Origin of the sequence: Oenococcus kitaharae DSM 17330, from assembly GCF_000241055.1 — a bacterium.
Classification (GTDB): Bacteria; Bacillota; Bacilli; order Lactobacillales; family Lactobacillaceae; genus Oenococcus; species Oenococcus kitaharae.
Genome location: NZ_CM001398.1, coordinates 270347 through 290566, shown reverse-complemented (window position 1 = coordinate 290566; position 20220 = coordinate 270347). Strand labels below are relative to the sequence as shown.

The following is a 20220-nucleotide window of genomic DNA, read 5'->3' as shown; positions in this document are numbered from 1 at the left end:
ATCATCGAAATGAGGCACTTACAAAAAAGTTTTGGCAAGAAAACCGTTTTTCATCATTTTGATTTGACGATTCAAGCTGGTGAATTGCTGGCGATTACAGGGCCGAGCGGTTCGGGGAAATCGACCTTATTGAATATCCTGGGATTGATTGAGAATTTTGATGCCGGTGAATATTTGTTTTTTGGGAAAAAGAATATTAAAGCCAATTCGCGTTTAGCACAAATCATGATCCGCGATAAAATCAATTATCTGTTTCAAAATTTTGCTTTGATTGAGACTGAGACAGCCGAGGATAATCTGATGCTGGCGCTGAAATATTATAAAGCCAGCAAGGCACAGAAAAAAGCTTTGATTGCTGCCACGCTTGATAAAGTGGGCTTATCAGGGTACAGCCAAGGGAAAATTTTCGAGCTCTCGGGTGGTGAACAGCAAAGAGTCGCCATTGCGCGGGCTTTGATTAAGCCAGGTGATCTTGTGCTGGCTGATGAACCGACTGGGTCATTGGACCATGAAAATCGCGATGAGGTGCTGAGCCTTTTGACTGCTATGCACAAACAAGGTAAGACTGTGATTATTGTGACTCACGATCCCGATGTTGCTAAACAGACTGACCGTGTGATTGAAATTGTGTGAAGATCTGGCTAAAGCACCGTTTTTCTGTCGTGTTCTGCCATAGAATAATCTCCATGCAGGAGGACAGATGGCAAAAACGATTGTGATTCGCGGAAATTCTGGCAGCGGCAAGACGACTGTCGCTAACCGTTTGCATGCTTTATTAGGAGCCGGCAATTTGCTGATATCACAAGACCTTGTGCGCCGCGGCATGCTGAAGGTAGCCGACAAGCCGCATAATTTAGCAATCGGCTTAATTCAAAATATGCTGATTTATGGTCAGGAACACTGTGATTGCGTCATTTTAGAGGGTATCCTGCCTAGCAGCAAATATGGCCAGATGCTGCGGCAGACTCTATTGCCGGAGGACAATGTCTTTGCTTACTATTATGATCTGCCTTTCCAAGAGACTTTAAAAAGGCATCAGAGCAAGCAGGGAGCGACATTTGGCGAAAAGGAAATGGCCGCTTGGTTCATTCCACATGATGTGCTCGGGCTTGCTCAGGAAAGAATCATCGATGAGACAGTCAGCCCTGACGATTTATTGAAAATCATCTGTCAAGATATTGGTGTTGCGGTGGGAAAACCTTTGGATAAATAGTGTATTTTGTAAAACCTTTTGGTCTTTTTTTGTTATGCTGAAAAATGCAATTATCAAAGGATATAGACACTTAAACAGGCTTAATCTATGTTCGTTTTTGCAAAACAGGTCTTCTTTCCTACCAATATAAAGGTAATAAATGAAGGCAATCTTTCGAGTGATATAATTTTATAGGTACGTATCTGGAGGAATAATGGTAGATATTATTAAGACCAATGCCGTTTTCAAAGCCGGCGAAGGCAACAAAGGCACTCTTAGTTTCGAAATTCCGGCCGCACAAATTAACGGTGGCTTGGACGAAGCTTTTAATCAGCAAAAAGATAAAATCAACATCCCTGGTTTTAGAAAGGGGCATGTATCCAAAGACATGTTTTTGGCACGTTTTGGTGAAGAAGCACTATATGAAGATGCTCTCAATGCGATTCTGCCAGACGTTTATGATCAGGCTGTGACTGATGCCGACATCACGGTCGTTGGCCGTCCGCAGATCATTCCTGATGATTTAAAGCATGGCGGTCCTTGGAAGATTCATGCTGAAGTTGTTTTGGCACCAGCCGTTAAGTTGGGTGATTACAAGGGCATCGAAGTCGAAAAAGAGTCCGATGAAGTCAGCGATGATGAATTGAACGCTGAATTAGCTCGTTTGCAAAAAGGCGAAGCTGAGTTGGTGCCTGCTAAAGAAGGCGACAAAGCCGAGAACGGCGACACGGTTGTGATTGATTTTGATGGTGCTGTCGATGGCAATCATTTTGACGGCGGCAAGTCTGAGAACTTCAGCTTAAGCTTGGGTTCAGGACAATTCATCCCTGGATTTGAAGACCAATTGGTCGGACACCAGGCTGGTGACGATGTCGATGTCAAAGTAACGTTCCCTAAGGAATACCAGGCCAAGGATTTGGCTGGTAAGGAAGCCGTTTTTGCCGTTAAAATCCACGAATTGAAGAAGCTCGAAACACCTGCTTTGGACAATGAATTTGCCAAAGATGTTGACGATACTGTTTCTTCTCTTGAGGAATTGAAGGCCAAGACGAAGGAAAAGCTCGCTAAAGACAAAGCTGACAAGAGCCAGGACCAATTCGAAGACGCCGCCATCCAAAAAGTGGTTGACGCTTCAAGCTTGGATCCTGACAAGTTGCCTGATGAATTATTGCAGGACGACATTTCTCGTCAGACTCAGAACTTTTTCAATAATTTGGCTTCTCAAGGCATCCAGCCGCAGATGTATTTCCAGATCACTGGTACAAGCCAAGAACAGCTGACTCAGCAGATGACAGAAGGTGCGCCTAACCGTGTCAAGACTAATTTGGTGCTTGAAGCCGTTGCCCGTGCCGAGAAGGTGCAGCCAACTGCCGATGAGATCAATGCCCAGGTTAAGAGCTTGGCTACTGAGTACAATATCAAAGAAGCTGAAGTTGAAAAATCAATTTCTGCCGGTCTTCTGAGCCACGATTTGAAGATTCAAAAAGCCGTTGACATCATTGTCAGCAACGCTAAAGCAGTTGCAAAGAAGTAATCATTAAAAACGCATTAAGCGTTTTTTTATTTGCTTTCATAACTATTTGTAATATGCAAACTTTGATATAATAGACGCTATGGACGTAGAATCGATGCAATCAACGATCGCTTGCTCTTTTTGCGGCAAGCGGCAGGATCAGGTGAAAAAATTAATCGCTGGTCCCGGTGTTTATATTTGTGATGAATGTGTGGCTTTGGCTCAGCAGATCATTGATCAGGAATTGGCCAACGAGCAGCAGACACTCATTCTTGATGATTTACCAACACCAAAAGAAATCGTCAATCGCTTAAATGATTACGTGATTGGACAGACGGAGGCTAAAAAGACTTTGGCTGTCGCAGTTTACAACCATTACAAGCGTGTCAATGAATCTTTGGAACACAAAAGTGATGTCGAACTGCAGAAGTCAAATATTTTGATGGTCGGGCCGACTGGTTCAGGTAAGACCTATCTAGCACAGTCTTTGGCCAAGATGCTGGATGTGCCTTTCGCCATTGCTGACGCAACGACCTTGACTGAAGCTGGTTATGTGGGCGAAGATGTTGAAAATGTTGTCTTAAAGCTTTTGCAGGCAGCCGATTTTGATGTTGAAAAAGCCCAGCGCGGCATTATTTATATCGATGAAATCGATAAAATTGCTAAGAAATCCGAAAATGTCAGCATCACGCGTGACGTTTCCGGCGAAGGTGTCCAGCAGGCTTTGCTAAAGCTGCTGGAAGGCACGATTGCTTCGGTACCACCACAAGGTGGCCGCAAGCACCCCCAGCAAGAATACATTCAAGTCGATACCACGAACATTCTCTTTATCGTCGGTGGCGCCTTTGACGGTGTCGATGGGGTAATTCGCGATCGTCTTGGCGAATCAATGATCGGCTTCGGTCACGAAGACCAGCAAGCCAAGCAGGAATTTAACAAAGAGAATCCTTTGACTCAGCTGACCGATCAAGACATTATCAAGTTCGGGCTGATTCCGGAATTCTTGGGTCGTTTGCCAATTATTTCTGTCTTGGATCCTCTGTATGAAGATGATTTGGTCCAAATCTTGACGAAGCCGAAAAATGCCTTGGTCAAACAGTACCAAGCTTTGTTCGCTTTAGACGGCGTCAAGCTTGAATTTGAGCCCAGTGCCTTAAAAGAAATGGCTAAAATTGCGATCACGAAGAAATCCGGTGCGCGTGGCCTGCGGTCAATTATGGAAGCGACGATGAAAGAAACCATGTACGAGATTCCGTCAAAACCTGAAATTACACAGGTGACCGTCACCAAAGCAGCTGTCGATGGCAAGTCTCAGCCAAAGATGATTGCAGCTTCCAAAAAAGCTTTAGCTTCATAATGCTTGTTTAATTGGGATAGACCAATATATAATGGAGCTATGGCTAAATTAATTAAGAATGTTGATATCTATACTGGCGCAGGAGTCTTGAAAAATGGCTTTCTGCGCTTTTCTAATACAATTGAAGCGCTTGGCAGTATGGCTGAGTTCACGCCGGAAGCTGATGATGAGCTTGTTCAAACGACAGCCGGCAGTATCCTGGTGCCGGGCTTTATCGATGTCCATACGCATGGTGGCTATGGTTTTGATACGATGGATGCCGATGTTGACGGTTTGAACCGTTTCACGCAGCATTTGCGCCAAGAAGGGATCACGACTGTTTTTCCGACGACGATCACACAGACTAAAGAGCATATCGATGCAGCTTTAAAGTCGATTGCCCAAGCCGCTGAACATAATTCGATGATTCGCGGTATTCATTTGGAAGGCCCCTTTATTAATGCGGAAATGAATGGTGCTCAGCCGGCACAATATGTGATCAAACCAGATTTGGAATTGTTTAGGCAATGGCAGCAATCGGCTAATGGCTTGATCAAATTACTGACATATGCACCAGAAGAAGCCGGTTCGGATTTTGAAGCCGGCCTGCATAATATGGGCGTGGTATTGTCCGCCGGGCATACGGATCAGTCTTATTTCAAGATGAATAAAGGCCAGACTTTAGCGACGCATGTGACGCATTTGTACAATCGTCAGTCGCAGCTGGAAGGCCGCGAGCCCGGTGTGACGGGTTATGGTGTTTTGACGCCTTCCGTGAAAGTGGAATTAATTACGGATGGCGTTCATGTGTCGGGTGAAATGGTGAAGTTGGCTTATCTGCTGAAGGGCCCGCACGAGATTGAAATTGTCACCGATTCGATGCGCGCCAAGGGACAAAAGGAAAACGAAGTTTCTGAATTAGGCGGTCAGAAAGTGATTATCAAAGATGGCGCTGCACGTTTAGAAAATGGCCACCTTGCTGGATCTGTTCTGAAATATATTCTTGGATTTAAGAATGTCCAGAAATTTACAGGTGCCGGTATCGAAGATGCTGTCCAGATGACCTCTGTGAATCAGGCGCGTGAGTTCGGTCTGTCTGATGTTGGTACGCTGGAAGCCGGCAAACGGGCGAACTTTAACATTTTAAATGACCAGCAGGATCTGTTGGACAATTTTGTGGATGGAGATGGCTTAAAAGCCGCTGCAGCCTTATGAGTAGTGTGCCAGTGTTTCTTCGCATCCGAGATGATTTAGCAAAAAGAATCGACAAACAGCAATTTGAAAGCGGCAGCCGGCTGCCATCAGAGCGTTTACTAGCCCAAGAATATAAAGTATCGCGCATGACGCTGCGCCAAGCAACGACACTATTGGTTAACCAAGGCAAATTGCTGCGCAAACCGGGGTCAGGCACTTATGTGTCAGCACAAAATAATGAAGTCTCAGAAAATTTAAAGGGCGTGACCAGTTTTACACAAATTATGCGTTCGCAAGGTAAGACAGCTAAGACGAAATTTATTTTTTTAAAACGCCATCAGCCGTCTTTAATTGAGGCCTCGAATTTGGAAATCAGCCGTGATCAAGATGTGATTACGATGGAACGTGTGCGTTACGGTGATGATGAACCAATTGCCTATGAAATTACGACCGTTCCTGTTGCCTTAGTTGGCAACATCACGCGAAATGAGATGGCGGGCGGTTTGTATCAATACTTGGAAGAAAAGGGTTTTCGTTTTGGCAAGGCAATTCAGGAATTTTCTGCGTTGGTTCCGAATGTCAATATTTGTAAACGCCTTGATTTAACCAACGGCCAGGCAGCGCTTTTCTTAAGGCAGACTTCTTATCTAACCGATGGTAAACCTTTTGAATTCGTACAAACCTACTACGCTGGTGACCGTTATCGCGTTTATTTGCAGCGTGAGTGACGATCATACTTGGACAAATAAAAACACCTCAATTGTGGGGTGTTTTTTTATGGCTATACGGCGTGATTGCTGTGTTTGGCCCACCAATCACCAATTGCTTGGATACCGAAAATTAATAGAAGCAGCAGAATCGTACCAACCCAGACCACATCGTATTTGGACTGCTGGCCGAAGGTGACGACCGTGTTGCCTAAGCCGCCAGAGCCAATCGCACCAGCCATGGCTGTTAGCCCGATCAGGCTAATCAAAGTCACAGTCGACACACGGATCATTTCCGGCAGGCTTTCTTTCATATAAATTACGAGCAAATCCCAATTGTTGGCGCCAAGTGCCTGAGAAGCTTCAATTTTGCCTGGGTCAACAGCTTTCAAAACGACTTGAATCTGGCGAGCATAAAAAGGTGCGACGGATAGGCTCAAGGGAACCAAGGCAGCTGTTGCGCCTAAGGTGGTGCCAATCAGCAGGTGTGTAAAGGGTGAGATAACGAATAGCAGAATGATAAAAGGGACTGCGCGGAAGACGGAAACGATTTTATCGGCCAGCCAGAATACCGGCCGGTTAGGCAAAATGCCGTCGTTATCTGTTAGGACAAGAATGATGGCAAAAATCAGCCCGATTAAACCGCCAATCAGGGCTGAAAAAAGCGTCATAAACAAAGTCTGATAGATAGATTGCCACCAGCCGTAGTCGCCGCCCCAGCCCATTGAGATCACATTGGGCATGATTTTATTTAACCAGTTAATCATTTTCCCTCCTTGATCGTCTGCAAACCGATTTTCCTGTCTTTAATTTCTGCTAAGGCTTTTTGAATGTTTGCCTTGCTGCCTTGCAGAACCACAATCAGCGTGCCGATGGCGATCCCCTGGATGCTTTCAACGTTGCCGTATAAAATATCAGCGGTCACATCAAACTTTTTTGCCAAAAGGGAGATCACTGGTTCACCAGTCGTACTGCCGCTAAATGATAGTTCGACAAGAAGTGCATTACTGGGAAGCTGTTTGACTTCAGGCTGCTGCAAGACCTTTTCCAGCGCTTCTTGACTGCCGGAAGCTGTCTCGATGAATTCTTTGGTTAAAGCTTTTTGCGGATTGGCAAAAATATCATAAGTCGCATTTTGCTCGATAATTTCACCGTTTTTCATGACGGCAACACGGTCGGCGATGTTTTTTACCACCTGCATTTCATGCGTAATCAAGACAATCGTGACACCGGTCTTCTTATTCAGATCCGCTAATAGCTGGAGAATCTGCTTGGTCGTTTTTGGATCCAAGGCACTGGTTGCTTCATCAGAAATCAGGATCTCCGGATCATTAGCCAAGGCTCTGGCAATCGCGACACGCTGCTTTTGGCCGCCGGATAATTGAGCTGGATAGTTATCAATCCGGTCTGTTAGCCCGACCTGGTCAATCAATTTTTTGGCCTTGGCGATGCGTGCTGTTTTGTTAAGACCAGAATGTTTCAAGGCAAAAAGCACGTTTTGCAAAACGGTCGACTGATCTAACAGATTAAAATGCTGAAAAATCATGCCGATTTTTTGCCTCAACTGCCGCAGAGCCTTGCCCTTGATTAAGACTTGCCCGTTCGCCACGCTGTGAACGTGGGCAACAGAAATATCACCCAATGTCGGGCTATGCAGCAGATTAATCAAGCGAACCAGTGTTGATTTACCGGCACCAGAATAACCGACGATGCCAAAAATCTCGCCAGCTTTAATCTGTAAATTGATGTTTTTAACCGCATCTACGGCCTCGCTGCCGTTTTGAAAATGGACGCTGACATCTTTAAAATCGATGATTGGATCACTCATAACTGCTAATTAGTTCCTTAATAAATTCGATATGATCATCATAATCTTTCAAACGGACATTTTCATCCGGTGCATGATCCGCTGAAGCAGCATAGCCAATACCAACAGCTGCGATCGGCGATTTAAAGTTGTCGTAAAAATAAGCCGCCGGGCCGGTTCCTGGCGAAGTCGGCAGCAAGGAAATATCATCACCATAAATATGCTTCGTAATCGCAATCACACGCTGGATTTCGTCAGCTGAGAGGTCAGAGCGATAGGGTTTTTCGCCTAAAGTATAGACGGCTTTGACATTTGTAAAGCCTTTTTCCTTCAAGTGAGCTGCGACTTTATCAAAAATATCATGCGGATCTTGGTCCGGAACCAAGCGAATTTCAAGTTTGGCCACAGCTTGGGCAGGCAAAACAGTTTTCACACCGGCCTCTTCATAACCACTGCTGATGCCTTCGATGTTCAAAGCCGGCGAGAAGTAGAGGGCTTTTAATAATTCCTCGCGGGTGCTGCTGTTTAAAAGCGGCGCTGTTAGTTTGAAATCGTTGACTAATAAATGCTGATCAATGGTTGAGTATTTTTCGACCAGATCCTGTTCACGCGTGCTAGCTGGGCGGACTGTGTCATAAACACCCTTGACTGCGATCGTGCCGTCCGGATTACGCAGGGAATTAATCGCCTCTAATAATTGCCAAGCAGCTGAATCGATAACAGGTGCCAAACTGGAATGTAAATCACGATCAGCCGTCTTGGCAACTAAATCAAAAGTCACAATACCCTTAGTGCCGCCGTTAATTTCTTGCTGATCTTTGCTATTATAGCCGCCGGATTCCCAAATAACCAAATCATTCTGCAGTTCGGCTGCGTGTTTGATCAGATAGTCGGAAAGGCCGCGTGAAGCCGTTTCTTCAGAACCTTCGACGACAAAATCAATGTTGACTGGTAATTGATGATCGTGGGCGTCCAAGTATTCAGCTAAAGCAGTTAAACGCGCCAATAAATTGCCTTTGTCATCATCAACGCCGCGGCCGAAAAGTTTACCATCGCGCTGGGTTAAAGTCCAAGGATCACTGTGCCAAAGATCAAAAGGTTCGGCCGGCTGGACGTCATAATGGTTGTAAATCAAGATGGTCTTTGCACCTGCTTTTGCTGCTTTGAATTTGGCAATCACGAGCGGGAATTCAAATTCATCATCGATGGCGACCTGATCGGCCTTTAATTGCTGGAAGTAGCCGCTGATCAGCTGACTAGCTTCTTTTAAACCGGTTTTCTTCGCTGAAACGCTGGGAATCTTGATCAAGTCAGCGAGTTTATCCAAATATTCTTGTCTAATTTCTGTTTTTTCAGGCATTTTTTCTCCTTTTAAATTTGTTATTTAGCAACATCGACCCAGGCGGCCGGGTGCGAGTATTTTTCCAATTCCTGTAGGGACAATCTAATCGCTGCGTTCACATCTCCGGCGGCTGGATAATAGAGGTCGTGTTTTTCTAATGAACGGTCCAGATAAACACGGACGCCGGGATTCAAGGCGAAAGGACAGACAGCGCCGGCCACGTAACCGACTATTTGTTCCAATTTATCGTTGGCGATCATGGTCGGTCGTTTTCCAAAACTGGCCTTGAATTTTTGATTGGAGACACGTGTCAATCCGCTGGTGACGACGACTAACGGGCTGCCATCCAAGTCAAAAGCCAAAGTCTTAGCGATTTGGTCGGCTTGAATGCCTAATGTCTCGGCTGCCTCTTGCACAGTCGCAGTCAATTTTTGGAAAACATGGATTCTGTCAGCCAGTCCGTATTGTTGAAAATAATCTGCCACTTTTGCAACTGACATATGCTGCTCCTTTTAAACTTTATTTGAAGCACAAGTTTATGCTTTCGGATTTTTCGTGAGGGATCTTATAGGATCCGAACGTGACGGCAGGAGTCGAACCTGCATAACATTGCTTATGAAGCAATTGAGTGGCCGCTGCTCGACATCACTAGAACCAAGCGCTTTGTGCGCTTTGAAACTTATTCAGGCCAAACAGTTTTGGCAGTCTGGATCACGAGTTTTAACTTATCCCATTGCTGAGCTTCGGTTAACTTGTTGCCTTCTTCAGTGGACGCAAACCCACATTGGGTGCTGATGGCCAAATTAGAAAGGGGTACGTAAGTTGAAGCCTCTTTAATACGATCAACTAATAATTCTTGACTCTCTAATTCAGGAAACTTCGATGTCACGATCCCAAGGACGATTCTTTTATTTTTATCTTGATTCCAAATCTTGGTTAGGGGCGCGAAACCACCGGAACGGTCACTGTCGTATTCCAAGAAGAGACCGTCGTAATTTAACTGACCAAGATAGTCGGCAATCGTGTCATAGCTGCCAGAGAACAAGTAAGTTGACTGAAAGTTACCACGACAGATATGTGTTGTGACAGTTAAGTCTTCAGGCAGACCATCCAGAATTTGGTTGATAATCTGAACAGAGTCAGTCGCAATTTTTTCAAAAGCAGCGTGTTTGTCCGGATCATCTTTGCTGGCATTTAAACTGCTGATCAAAAAGGCCCAAGTCGTATCGTCTAATTGAACGTAACGTGCGCCCAATTCATAAAAATGCAAGATGGTCTGACGATAGGCAGTGACAATATCGGACAAATAATCCTGCCAATTATCGTAAAACTGATGCCAGTTATCACTACGGTTGTCGCGGAAGAGCAGACTGGGAGATGGAATTGTCTGCTTAGGCAGAACACCCTTAGGCGTGATTGATTTCAAGTAGCCGAAGGCGGCAAAGAAGGGATGATCAGGATTAAAAGCAATTTTTCCAATTAGTTCGGCGTTATCTGTACGCGTCTTGCTGCCGTGAAACTTATAACTTTTTTCATAATCATATTTACCGACACCATTCAGTCCCCAGAGAAAATCCAAATGCCACCAGCTGCGTGAAAATTCGCCGTCAGTCACATCTTTTAATCCGAGTTGGACTTGTTCATCAACGATGCGCTTGATTTCTTTATGCTGAACTTCTAACAACTGGGCTTGATCAATCTGACCGGCTGCTAATTGTGCATGTGCGTCCTTTAAATCTCGCGGCCGCAGCAGGCTGCCGACAATATCGGCTCTAAAAGGCGGCTTAACTAATGTAACTGTATCTGTATTTTCTGACATGATTTTGTCCTCTGCTTTTTAAGTGCTGGCTTACTTCAGCTTGATATCCCAGGCTGCCAGCGAAGTTCCGCCTGAGTATTTTTTGATCAAACGCTTGATTTTCTTTTCGTGATAACCCTTGATAATTTCTTTATAAGCAGCGTATTTGCTCTTATTTTGTTTGTAATTCGGACGAGCTGCAATCACGTTGATCCATTTACGGGAAGCCTTGTTAACCGGCTCCACATAGATGGCTGAATTGAATTTTAATCCAGCAGCCGGAACGAAGGTGTTATTAACGAAAGCGGCATCAACAGAACCCAACGAACGGGCCGTTTGCGAAGCTTCCACAAGCACAATTTTGATGTTCTTGGGATTGCTGGTAATGTCAGACGGCGTTGCCAGTTTGACGCCCTTCTTTAATTTAATTAAGCCGGCCGTCTGCAAAGCGACAAGCGAGCGGCCTTCGTTAGTCGCATCGTTAGGAATCGCAATCTGGGCGTTCTTTGGTAAATCTTTGACGCTTTTGTAATTCTTTTTCGTATAAAGACGTAGCGGCGCGATAACTGTTTTAGCAATCGGCTTTAAATTAGCGTTATTTTCTTTGTTCCAATTATCCAAAAAGTAATAATGCTGGAAGGCGTTGATATCGATGTCGCCGTCTGCTAAGGCACGGTTAGGCTGACTGTAATCAGTGAATTGGACAAAACGAAGTTTGACATTGCCATGTTTTTTAGCATATTGGCTGATGACTTTCCACTCGGCCTTGTCCTCGTCGTTCATCGTCATGACGCCGACTTTGATCGTGATCGCCTTAGCTTTGGCATCGGCAGTGTTAGTTTGAGATACGGCTGGCGCAATGAAGGCCAATCCGCTGGCGGCTAAGACCGTGAGTGAAACGTATGCAGTTTTCTTGAGTGTGTTTTCCATGTAATAGACCATCCCATTTTCTTAAACGATTTCAATCCGGAAACAAAGGTATAAAAAAATCGCTCCTGAAATACAGAAGCGATTAACGCGTTACCATCCTGCTTTACTTGTTTTGTTGCCAAACACAAGTCTTGCCAACCATCTAAAGCAAAGCGTATGAGCTGCCTCTAATGGCGTGCCCGGTAACGAGGGCCATTCCGTCTGGTGTTTTCCGTAAACGGTTCGCACCAGCCAATCACCGGCCATGTTCATCTCTCCCCGCACGTTGGCTTGCATCAAACGCCAACTTTCTCTGCTTTGGTTCAAAACTACTCTCCGGATCAAGTCGTTTGAAATCTATGTCTACAAATATAACATAGCTGGCGCGTTTGTCAAACATCTACAACGTCATATTACAAAATCCCACCCTTGCTTCTGCCACTGCCTGTTTCGTGTCACAATAATCTTGTAAATCTAAAAAGGAGCATTTTATGACACAGCATGCGTATATGATCGGAAGCGGCATCGGCAATTTGGCAGCCGGCCTGTATTTGATCCGAGATGGCCATTGGTCAGGCGATCAAATCACTTTCTATGGCCTAAATTCCCATGGTGCAAATGATGGTGACAAAGTCGAAGCTTACACAAAAGAATATAAGGGTCCTAAATTATCCAATACAGCCGGCTTTTTAGCCGAGGGCGGCCGTATGTTGAACGAAGAAACCTACGAAAATTTGTGGGATCTGTTAAAAAGTGTGCCTTCTTTAGACAACCCGGGCCAATCTGTAACTGATGATATTTTGAATTTTGATCATCAGCATCCGACTCACGATGTTGCAAGGCTGATGGATAAGACAGATGGTTTGCGGATTCGCGGCAAGAATGATTACAACAAGATGCAGTTTAATATGAAAGACCGCACTTTGCTTTCGAAATTGATGATGATCCCGGAAAAGGATGAGCAGCAGCTAAACGATGTGTCGATCGCCGATTGGTTCAAAAATAGTCCACATATTTTCACAACTAATTTCTGGTACATGTGGGAAACGACTTTTGCCTTTAAAAAAGAGTCTTCTGCTATGGAACTGCGGCGTTATATGAACCGGATGATTTTGGAGTTTTCCCGCATTAACACACTGGAAGGGGTCACACGAACGCCCTATAACCAATATGAATCCTTGATTCTGCCCATGCGTCAATATTTAATTGATCAGGGCGCTAAATTCGTTAACGATGTGAAAGTGACAGCTTTTGATTTTGCTGATACGCCTTTTCGTGATGATATTATCGTCAAAGGTCTGCAAATCGAGCAGCAGCCTGCTGGTGAAAAGTCCACGATCGCCCTAGCAGAAGACGATCTGGTCTTTGATACGAACGGTGCGATCACGGATTCAGCCAGCATCGGCGACCTCGATACACCGATTGTCGAAAATGACGAATACGCGCCGTCAGCAGCTCTGTGGAAACAAGCGACTGAACACTTTTACTCCTTAGGGCAGCCGGATAAGTTTTTCAATGACAGGCCGCAATCGGAATGGATGAGTTTTACAGTCACGACGAATAATCATTTTCTACTGAATCAAATTACGCGTATTACGCAGCAGCAGCCCGGAAACGCCTTGAACACTTGGGTTGATTCCAGTAATCTGCTTTCGATTGTTGTGCATCACCAGCCGCATTTTAAAACACAAAAGGAAAATGAGACGATCTTTTGGGGCTATGCGATGTTTCCTAGAGTTAATGGCGATTATGTCGATAAGCCTTTTATTGACATGACTGGCCGCGAGATTCTGACTGAGCTGCTTGGTCATTTGAATGAAGTTGATGATAGTCAGGATAAATTAGCTAACCACTTAGATGAGATCTGGGATTCGATTGTAAACGTAATCCCTGTCTATATGCCTTATGCCAGTGCACTATTTAACCGACGGGCAGTCGGCGACCGGCCAAAAGTCGTTCCGAAAGGATCTAAAAATTTGGCCTTCATCAGCCAGTTTTCCGAGATGCCTTTCGATATGGTCTTCACGGAACAATATTCAATACGCGCCGCTCAGACGGCCGTCTATCATTTCTTGGGCATCCCTGAAACTAGGCTGACCAAACTGCATCATTATGAAAAAAATCCTGTGGTCATGGCAAAAGCCTTAAAAACAATGTTCCGTTAAACAAAAAAACAGGCATTTGCCTGTTTTTTTAATATCTTTTAGAGATGGATTACAAATGATTCAAGTTGGAAATCAGTACACCACCGAGAACAACCAGCAGGGCACCAATGACAATTTTGACCATTTGATCTGGTGTCTTCTTTTCGTGCAAGAGATAGATACCGCCAAAGGTACCGACGATCACGCCCATCTGTGACAGCGTGGTAGCAGTAGCTTGTCCAATTGCCGGATTGGCAGTGGAAATAAACATGAATAAGTTACCAATACCCCAGCTAAGACCAGTCAGAATGTTCTTCCAAGTTGGTTTTTCAAACATCCTATTGCCTTCATGGAAGACGAATAAGACGATCAAAAAGGCACCCAGCACTTGTCCGATTGATTGCGGGCCAACGATAGCAGTCATGTAATCAACGCCATTGTGCGCATCATGAACCGCTGGGCTGATAAAGCCGGTCTTAAACATCAAATTCGGAAAAACAAAGTAGAACATGTAGCCAATTGTTGAAAGCAGAATGGCAATCAGGCCGTGCGTATATGAAGCTGGCCGCGCCGTATTATTCTGTTTTGCAGCACGGGAACGAGCAGCGGTAAGCAATGCACCAACCGTTACCAAGGCAACGGCAATCACACCGAAGATCCACATGTTAACAGTCCGCCATTCAGCTAAGACGATTGCAGCCATCAAGGCATTTGAGATGATCTGTCCAGCAGTTGAAATTGGAAAGGCTGAAGACACGCCCATATCCTTATAAGCGACAAATTGTCCAGCCGTTCCTACAGCCCAGAACAAGCCTGACAGCAAGCCGACTACCCAAATATGATAATCGACGGAGATTCCTTGAGGAATCACGAAGATAAACATCGTAGCGAGGCCAAAGATCAGAGCACCAAAGGTCATACCTAATGTCTGTTGAGCGGCCGAACCACCCATTTTTGTATTAATTAATCCCGTCGAACCCCAAGTGAGGGCCGGGATTAGTGCAAATAAAATTCCCATAAAAACCTTTCTGTATTGGTAGACGTTGTGTAAAGCGTTTTACGTAACTTTTCCATTATCCAACAAAAGGAAAACGATTTCAAGTATCACAAAAAGGCTGATTAATGATCGTATTTGCCAACATAAACATACAAATTTTGTGTTGAAACACCCAGATCGAACTGGACGCCTTTAGAGCGAATAGGACGCAGCGATGTCGTTTTGGCATTGTTTGCCTGACGAGCTGTTTTGCCAAAATCCTTGAGTACTTGGCTGGGATCTGCACCGCTGGCTTGTGCAATCAGGGCTAAGACAGTGACAAAAGAACCTGTTGTTTGTTGTGCTTTTTGATTTCTCAGGCTGGCTAAAGGCGAGATAAGCGTTATACCGATCAGCTGCTGATGCCGGACATTGATTCTTAGCTGGTAGCTGTGCTGGGCAGGCAGGCTGCGGATCGTGTTATTTAGCTGCACTGGCAGCAGTTCTTTTTGGCTGTTTTTTTGAATTTTGGCCATTGCGGCAGCTAGTTCTGCTGCTTGCTGCTGGCTTTTTGCGGGATCGGCAGCCGGATTTTTAGCTATCTGCTGGAGATGTTTGGGCAAACGGCTGGCAATTAATGCTTGATTATAGATTCCGGCGAAACGCTGGTAGTCTGCTAAAGCTGTTGCAGCAGAAACAGTGACTTTTTTTGAACGCCCGTGATTATAAATCGTGACAATCTGTTTGTGGTCGGAAGCAGGCAGATTAATGGCAAAACTGCCTGACCGGACTGCTATCGTTCTTTTTGTACCGTTACCGACTCGATATTGAATTTGTTTGGCGGGGCTGGCCGTACCGCGAATGTTAGCAGACATCCCGCTGATTCGGTAATGATTGTGTGTCGTCGACAACTGTGCCGGACGGAAAACAAACAGTAGCGTGCCGGCAGCTATAATGACCAGAAGCGCCGATATTGTTATGACAAGACGACTTTTCTTTTTCATATTAGATTACCGCCTTTCCGGAAAACTGGCTATTGTAGAGGTCAGCGTAAAAACCATTTTTTGCCATCAGAGAATCATGGCTGCCTGTTTCAACAATCGAACCGTGATTCATGACAACGATATGCTGGGCATCGCGAATCGTGGACAGACGATGAGCCACGACGAAACTTGTCCGGTCTTTTAATAGATTCTGCATGGCGTGCTGAATCTGGATTTCTGTCCGACTGTCGACTGACGAAGTCGCTTCATCTAAAATCAGAATTTCTGGATTAGCTAGAAATGCACGGGCGATCGTGATTAATTGCCGCTGTCCTTGCGAAATGTTGGAAGCTTCCTCATTTAAGAGTGTCTCATAACCCTTAGGCAGCTGCCTGACAAAACTATCAACATGAGCGGCCTTGGCCGCTGCTAGAATGTCGGCTTCACTGGCATTCTCACGGCCATAGGCGATATTATCGTGAATTGATCCGGAAAACAGCCAGGTGTCCTGGAGCACCATAGCAAAATGACTGCGCAGATCTGCACGGTCCAAGTCGCGCGTATCTCGTCCTCTAAAGCGGATGGAGCCGCCGCGAATGTCATAAAAGCGTTCCAATAAGTTGATCATCGTTGTCTTGCCGGCACCTGTCGGTCCGACGATTGCGACCATTTCACCTTGTTTGACTGGTAAATTATAATCGGTCATCAGCAGTTCTTTATTATCGCCGTAGGCAAACTGAACATGGTCGAAATTGATAATTTCAGATTCTTTGACTACTGGCAGATTCTGATGGTTATCCAGCATCTCATCTTCATCCAGTACCTGAAAAACACGTTCCGCCGAGGCGATTGTTGACTGAATTTGATTGGTCAAATTCGTGATTTGTGTAATTGGCTGGCTGAACTCATTCGTATACTGTAAGAAAGCTTGAATATTGCCGATGGTCACTTGGCCATTAGCGACTTTGATGCCGCCGATGATGGCAATGCCGATGTAACCTAAATTATTAATGAAAGTCATTAAGGGCATAATCATGCCGGAAACGAATTGTGCTTTCCAGCTGGCCTTATACAAACGCTCATTTTCTTCGGCAAAAGTTTTCCGTTCGCTATCTTCATGGTTATAGGCACGCACGATCGTATACCCAGCGTAGCTTTCCTCGATTTGGTTGTTTAACAGGCCAAGCGATTTCTGCTGGGCGGAAAAGAATTTTTGTGAACGTGGTGCCACGATGCCGATGATAACAATCGAGACCGGCACAATAATCAAGACCCATAAAGTCAGCTGCAAAGAAATGGACAGCATCATCCATAGAATCGAAAAGAAGGTCACAAAGGAGGTAATTAATTGCGTCAAATTCTGCTGTAAAGTTGATGAAATGTTATCCATGTCGTTGGTTGCCCGCGACATGACATCTCCATTTGTATGCGTATCATAGTAATTAATCGGCAGGCGGGCCATTTTGGCTTTCAAGTCACGCCGCAAATCAAAGACAGTTTTTTGCGAGACACGCGTCATCATATACTGCTGGATAAAAGACAGTAGTGCCGCGAGGACGTAGAGGATAATTACTTCCAGAATAATGCCGGCAATTTTTTGCCAGTTAATTGGAAAAGTCGAGATGGGGATGCCAGCTTTAATTTGTGCTCCTCCCGTCATGACACCTTTAAAAATTTCCGTTGTTGCCCGGCCGAGTATTTTCGGTGTTTGTGTCTGGAAAATCGCTGACCCGATCGCAAAGAGAATCACAAAAGTGACGGCCAGCCATTGTCTTTTCATATAAGCAAACAGCCGCTTGCTGGTTGGCCAGAAATGTTTGGCTTTTTGCACGGGACGGCCCATGCTAGGACCAAAAGAACCGCTGCCGTGCGACTGTTTTGTGTTTTTGCTTTCAGCCATTATTGATCTCCTTTACGAATTTGCGAGTCGATGATTTCCTGGTATGCCTGATTGCTCTTTTTAAGTTCGGCATGGGTACCAGCACCCGTCATGCGGCCGTCTTCTAAGACGAGGATTGTGTCAGCATCAACAACTGTCGAAATACGCTGAGCGACAATCACGACGACGGCTTTTTGGATTTCAGGATCTGTTTTTAATGCTGCCCGCAGTTTGGCGTCGGTTTTAAAATCCAAGGCCGAAAAACTATCATCGAAAATATAAATCGCCGCTTTTTTCACCAAAGCTCGCGCAATGGCCAAACGTTGTTTTTGACCACCGGAAAAATTATCGCCGCCTTGTTCGACGTGAGCATCCAGGCCATCAACCAATTCCTTGACGAAATCACTGGCTTGCGCAACGTCTAAGGCATGCCAAAGTTCCATATCAGTCGCCTGTGGATTACCGTATTTCAGATTTTCACGAATCGTCCCGGTAAACAAGATGGCTTTTTGCGGCGTCAAAGCAATCAAATCGCGTAAATTTTCCTGCTTGTAATCAGAAATATTTTGGCTGTTTACTTGGATACTGCCGGTCGTCACATCGTAAAAGCGCGGAATTAAATTAATCAGTGTCGATTTTCCGGAACCCGTGCCGCCAATAATTGCGACTGTTTGGCCGGATTTGGCAGAAAAAGTTACGCCGGATAGAGCTGGATCCTCTGCACCTGTGTATTTAAATCCGACATTTTTAAAAACTAGAGAAGCTGTTTGAGACGCGCTGGCTGATGCTGCGGGGTCTTTGATCGTGGATTGTGCTTGTAAAAGTTCGTTGATCCGATCAGCTGAGGCCTGGGCTCTGGGTACCATCACGAAAATCATGGCCAGCATCATAAAACTCAGCAGCACTTGCATGGCGTAAGTCATAAAAGCGACCAGATCACCGACCTGCATGGCTTGATCAGCAATCAAATGTCCGCCGAACCAGGTGATACCAACATTTGTGCCGGACATGACCAAAGTGACCAGCGGGAAAATCACGGACATGATTGAAAAGACTTTGACCGCGTTTTGCGTGAAGTCCTGATTGGCCTCTTTAAAACGGTCCTGTTCGAATTGGTCGCGGCCAAAAGCTCGAATCACACGGACGCCGGTCAAACCTTCGCGAAAGACCAGATTGATACGATCTGTTTTCTTCTGCATGGCTTTAAATAAAGGCACGGCATAATACATGGCAACGCCGATGATGAGGATCAATACTGGGATGGCGACGAGAAAGATCTCTGTCAAACGGGCGGATTTGCCGTAAGCTAAGACACTGGCTGCGATCAGCATAATCGGCGACATAATCATCAAACGCAAAAACATCATGACAACATTTTGAATTTGAACCACGTCGTTGCTTGTTCGTGTAATTAAAGAAGAAGTGCCGATTTTATCAAACTCTTCATTAGAGTAGCCCATGACCTTATCGTAGATATCGCGTCGAAGGCGCATGCCCAGTTTCTGGGAAGCCACCGATGATGTGTAGGTATTGGCCACGCCGAATAGGACGGAAAGCAGAGAATAAAACGCCATCCAAGCACCTGTGTGATAGATATATGTAATGTTTCCCCTAGCAACACCGTTATTGATCAGATCGGAAGTCAGATCCGGCAAACGCAGCATTGTATAGACCTGGATGATCATAAATAGGACCGATAGTGCGACAATCCAAGCACTCATGCGTCCTTTGGAAAGTTTAATCATGTTCTGTCTCCTTCTTGATACCGTATTTCAGCCAATTAATTTCTTTATCAGTCTGTGCCAGAATCTGATCTAAGCCAACAGCCTCGCCGGCGCGTTTTTTTGCAAAATAACTGCTGACGGCTTGCAGCACGAAACCTGAAAAAATTTTTTCCAGCGCTTTGAAATCATCCAGGCTGTCGATTCTCAATTCGGAAAAGTCGATGTAAGAAAGATCATCTAAAGATTGAATAGCCGGATCATCAAAATGAGAAAAATGCCGGAGCATTTTTTGACTGCGTTGAATATCCAGCCCTAATAAAGCATTTTCGAAAAGAACCGAATTGCGGCTTTTAATGATTGTGCCTATGAGCTGCTTATCCATAAAACGCCAAGCTTCAATCAGGTCGCCATCGTGTGTTAGGACAGCTTTCTTGAAATTTTCCTGAAAACTGCGGGCCTTGTTTTTAAAAAAATAGTGATAAAGATCGCTGATATCATCAAAATATTGATAAAAACTTCCGCGAGGAATCCCGGCATCCAAGACAATTCTGGCAACTTTGGCTTCCGCTAAGGGCACACGAGAAAACTCGTTTTGAGCTGCTCGCAGAATCCGCTGACGTTTCTCTTCGCTTAAATTGTAAAAAGTTTCTTTTGGCATAAAATGTGACGATCTGTCATGTGACAATATGTCATTTTATGCGCTGCTGACGAACTTG

17 protein-coding genes, 1 tRNA gene and 1 pseudogene are annotated in these 20220 nt (G+C 45.0%); 7 read left to right on the top strand and 12 right to left on the bottom strand.

The annotated features are described in order from the left end of the window. The 6 genes from OKIT_RS01425 to OKIT_RS01400 all read left to right on the top strand — a co-directional run bounded on the left by OKIT_RS01425 (position 1) and on the right by OKIT_RS01400 (position 5963). A complete protein-coding gene (locus tag OKIT_RS01425) occupies positions 1–633 on the top strand; it encodes an ABC transporter ATP-binding protein (protein WP_028291815.1) in 633 nt (210 codons plus the stop codon). Positions 634–700: 67 nt separating this feature from the next. Continuing rightward, positions 701–1213 (top strand): P-loop NTPase family protein, encoded by a 513-nt coding sequence (locus OKIT_RS01420; protein WP_007744675.1) that lies wholly within the window; start codon positions 701–703, stop codon positions 1211–1213. Positions 1214–1406: 193 nt separating this feature from the next. After that, positions 1407–2726: a trigger factor gene (tig, locus tag OKIT_RS01415; protein ID WP_007744674.1), complete on the top strand. Its 1320-nt coding sequence runs from the start codon at positions 1407–1409 to the stop codon at positions 2724–2726. Positions 2727–2805: 79 nt separating this feature from the next. Next, positions 2806–4062, top strand: coding sequence for an ATP-dependent Clp protease ATP-binding subunit ClpX (clpX, locus tag OKIT_RS01410; RefSeq protein ID WP_028291814.1), 1257 nt, complete (start codon positions 2806–2808; stop codon positions 4060–4062). 39 nt (positions 4063–4101) lie between these two features. Next, entirely contained in the window at positions 4102–5256 is a 1155-nt protein-coding gene (nagA, locus tag OKIT_RS01405) for an N-acetylglucosamine-6-phosphate deacetylase (RefSeq protein WP_007744672.1), read from the top strand. Beyond that, entirely contained in the window at positions 5253–5963 is a 711-nt protein-coding gene (locus tag OKIT_RS01400) for a GntR family transcriptional regulator (RefSeq protein WP_028291813.1), read from the top strand. The genes nagA and OKIT_RS01400 overlap by 4 nt, the downstream gene beginning before the upstream one ends. Before the next feature lie 53 nt (positions 5964–6016). Here the strand turns inward: OKIT_RS01400 and OKIT_RS01395 are convergent, their stop codons facing one another. The 7 genes from OKIT_RS01395 to OKIT_RS01365 all read right to left on the bottom strand — a co-directional run bounded on the left by OKIT_RS01395 (position 6017) and on the right by OKIT_RS01365 (position 11819). Continuing rightward, positions 6017–6709 carry a methionine ABC transporter permease gene (locus tag OKIT_RS01395; RefSeq protein WP_007744667.1) on the bottom strand — a complete coding sequence of 231 codons (693 nt, stop codon included), beginning with the start codon at positions 6707–6709 and terminating at the stop codon, positions 6017–6019. Further along, positions 6706–7770, bottom strand: coding sequence for a methionine ABC transporter ATP-binding protein (locus OKIT_RS01390; protein ID WP_007744666.1), 1065 nt, complete (start codon positions 7768–7770; stop codon positions 6706–6708). Before OKIT_RS01390 ends, OKIT_RS01395 begins: the two co-directional genes overlap by 4 nt. Continuing rightward, complete coding sequence (locus tag OKIT_RS01385; protein ID WP_007744665.1) at positions 7763–9109, bottom strand: M20/M25/M40 family metallo-hydrolase; 1347 nt, start codon at positions 9107–9109, stop codon at positions 7763–7765. Before OKIT_RS01385 ends, OKIT_RS01390 begins: the two co-directional genes overlap by 8 nt. A 20-nt stretch (positions 9110–9129) precedes the next feature. Continuing rightward, complete coding sequence (locus OKIT_RS01380) at positions 9130–9591, bottom strand: YbaK/EbsC family protein (RefSeq protein ID WP_007744664.1); 462 nt, start codon at positions 9589–9591, stop codon at positions 9130–9132. Between the two features lie 78 nt (positions 9592–9669). Beyond that, positions 9670–9741: transfer RNA gene (locus OKIT_RS01375), tRNA-Met, on the bottom strand. A 29-nt stretch (positions 9742–9770) separates the two neighbouring features. Continuing rightward, a complete protein-coding gene (locus OKIT_RS01370) occupies positions 9771–10910 on the bottom strand; it encodes a vitamin B12 independent methionine synthase (protein ID WP_007744663.1) in 1140 nt (379 codons plus the stop codon). 30 nt (positions 10911–10940) lie between these two features. Next, a complete protein-coding gene (locus OKIT_RS01365; protein WP_007744662.1) occupies positions 10941–11819 on the bottom strand; it encodes a MetQ/NlpA family ABC transporter substrate-binding protein in 879 nt (292 codons plus the stop codon). A gap of 464 nt (positions 11820–12283) precedes the next feature. On the opposite strand from OKIT_RS01365, the pseudogene OKIT_RS01355 reads away from it, so the two are divergent. Next, a pseudogene (locus tag OKIT_RS01355) lies at positions 12284–13963 on the top strand (oleate hydratase); the annotation flags it as partial. Between the two features lie 49 nt (positions 13964–14012). On the opposite strand, the gene OKIT_RS01350 reads toward OKIT_RS01355, so the two are convergent. The 5 genes from OKIT_RS01350 to OKIT_RS01330 all read right to left on the bottom strand — a co-directional run bounded on the left by OKIT_RS01350 (position 14013) and on the right by OKIT_RS01330 (position 20189). Beyond that, positions 14013–14960: a GRP family sugar transporter gene (locus OKIT_RS01350; RefSeq protein WP_007744651.1), complete on the bottom strand. Its 948-nt coding sequence runs from the start codon at positions 14958–14960 to the stop codon at positions 14013–14015. Positions 14961–15061: 101 nt separating this feature from the next. Continuing rightward, positions 15062–15922 carry a hypothetical protein gene (locus tag OKIT_RS01345; protein ID WP_007744649.1) on the bottom strand — a complete coding sequence of 287 codons (861 nt, stop codon included), beginning with the start codon at positions 15920–15922 and terminating at the stop codon, positions 15062–15064. A gap of 1 nt (position 15923) precedes the next feature. Further along, positions 15924–17801 carry an ABC transporter ATP-binding protein gene (locus OKIT_RS01340; protein WP_007744647.1) on the bottom strand — a complete coding sequence of 626 codons (1878 nt, stop codon included), beginning with the start codon at positions 17799–17801 and terminating at the stop codon, positions 15924–15926. After that, positions 17801–19525: an ABC transporter ATP-binding protein gene (locus OKIT_RS01335; protein ID WP_007744645.1), complete on the bottom strand. Its 1725-nt coding sequence runs from the start codon at positions 19523–19525 to the stop codon at positions 17801–17803. The genes OKIT_RS01340 and OKIT_RS01335 overlap by 1 nt, the downstream gene beginning before the upstream one ends. Next, positions 19518–20189, bottom strand: a complete 672-nt coding sequence (locus tag OKIT_RS01330; RefSeq protein ID WP_241778148.1) for a TetR/AcrR family transcriptional regulator — start codon at positions 20187–20189, stop codon at positions 19518–19520. Before OKIT_RS01330 ends, OKIT_RS01335 begins: the two co-directional genes overlap by 8 nt. Positions 20190–20220 lie beyond the last annotated feature (31 nt).

What these genes read in the sequence shown, in the direction of transcription:
- OKIT_RS01335 (WP_007744645.1), bottom strand. Translation starts at nt 19,525, where the DNA reads ATGATTAAACTTTCCAAAGGACGCATGAGTGCTTGGATTGTCGCACTA.
- OKIT_RS01420 (WP_007744675.1), top strand. Translation starts at nt 701, where the DNA reads ATGGCAAAAACGATTGTGATTCGCGGAAATTCTGGCAGCGGCAAGACG.
- OKIT_RS01340 (WP_007744647.1), bottom strand. Translation starts at nt 17,801, where the DNA reads ATGGCTGAAAGCAAAAACACAAAACAGTCGCACGGCAGCGGTTCTTTT.
- OKIT_RS01390 (WP_007744666.1), bottom strand. Translation starts at nt 7,770, where the DNA reads ATGAGTGATCCAATCATCGATTTTAAAGATGTCAGCGTCCATTTTCAA.
- clpX (WP_028291814.1), top strand. Translation starts at nt 2,806, where the DNA reads ATGGACGTAGAATCGATGCAATCAACGATCGCTTGCTCTTTTTGCGGC.
- OKIT_RS01380 (WP_007744664.1), bottom strand. Translation starts at nt 9,591, where the DNA reads ATGTCAGTTGCAAAAGTGGCAGATTATTTTCAACAATACGGACTGGCT.
- OKIT_RS01370 (WP_007744663.1), bottom strand. Translation starts at nt 10,910, where the DNA reads ATGTCAGAAAATACAGATACAGTTACATTAGTTAAGCCGCCTTTTAGA.
- OKIT_RS01350 (WP_007744651.1), bottom strand. Translation starts at nt 14,960, where the DNA reads ATGGGAATTTTATTTGCACTAATCCCGGCCCTCACTTGGGGTTCGACG.
- nagA (WP_007744672.1), top strand. Translation starts at nt 4,102, where the DNA reads ATGGCTAAATTAATTAAGAATGTTGATATCTATACTGGCGCAGGAGTC.
- OKIT_RS01345 (WP_007744649.1), bottom strand. Translation starts at nt 15,922, where the DNA reads ATGAAAAAGAAAAGTCGTCTTGTCATAACAATATCGGCGCTTCTGGTC.
- tig (WP_007744674.1), top strand. Translation starts at nt 1,407, where the DNA reads ATGGTAGATATTATTAAGACCAATGCCGTTTTCAAAGCCGGCGAAGGC.
- OKIT_RS01365 (WP_007744662.1), bottom strand. Translation starts at nt 11,819, where the DNA reads ATGGAAAACACACTCAAGAAAACTGCATACGTTTCACTCACGGTCTTA.
- OKIT_RS01400 (WP_028291813.1), top strand. Translation starts at nt 5,253, where the DNA reads ATGAGTAGTGTGCCAGTGTTTCTTCGCATCCGAGATGATTTAGCAAAA.
- OKIT_RS01385 (WP_007744665.1), bottom strand. Translation starts at nt 9,109, where the DNA reads ATGCCTGAAAAAACAGAAATTAGACAAGAATATTTGGATAAACTCGCT.
- OKIT_RS01395 (WP_007744667.1), bottom strand. Translation starts at nt 6,709, where the DNA reads ATGATTAACTGGTTAAATAAAATCATGCCCAATGTGATCTCAATGGGC.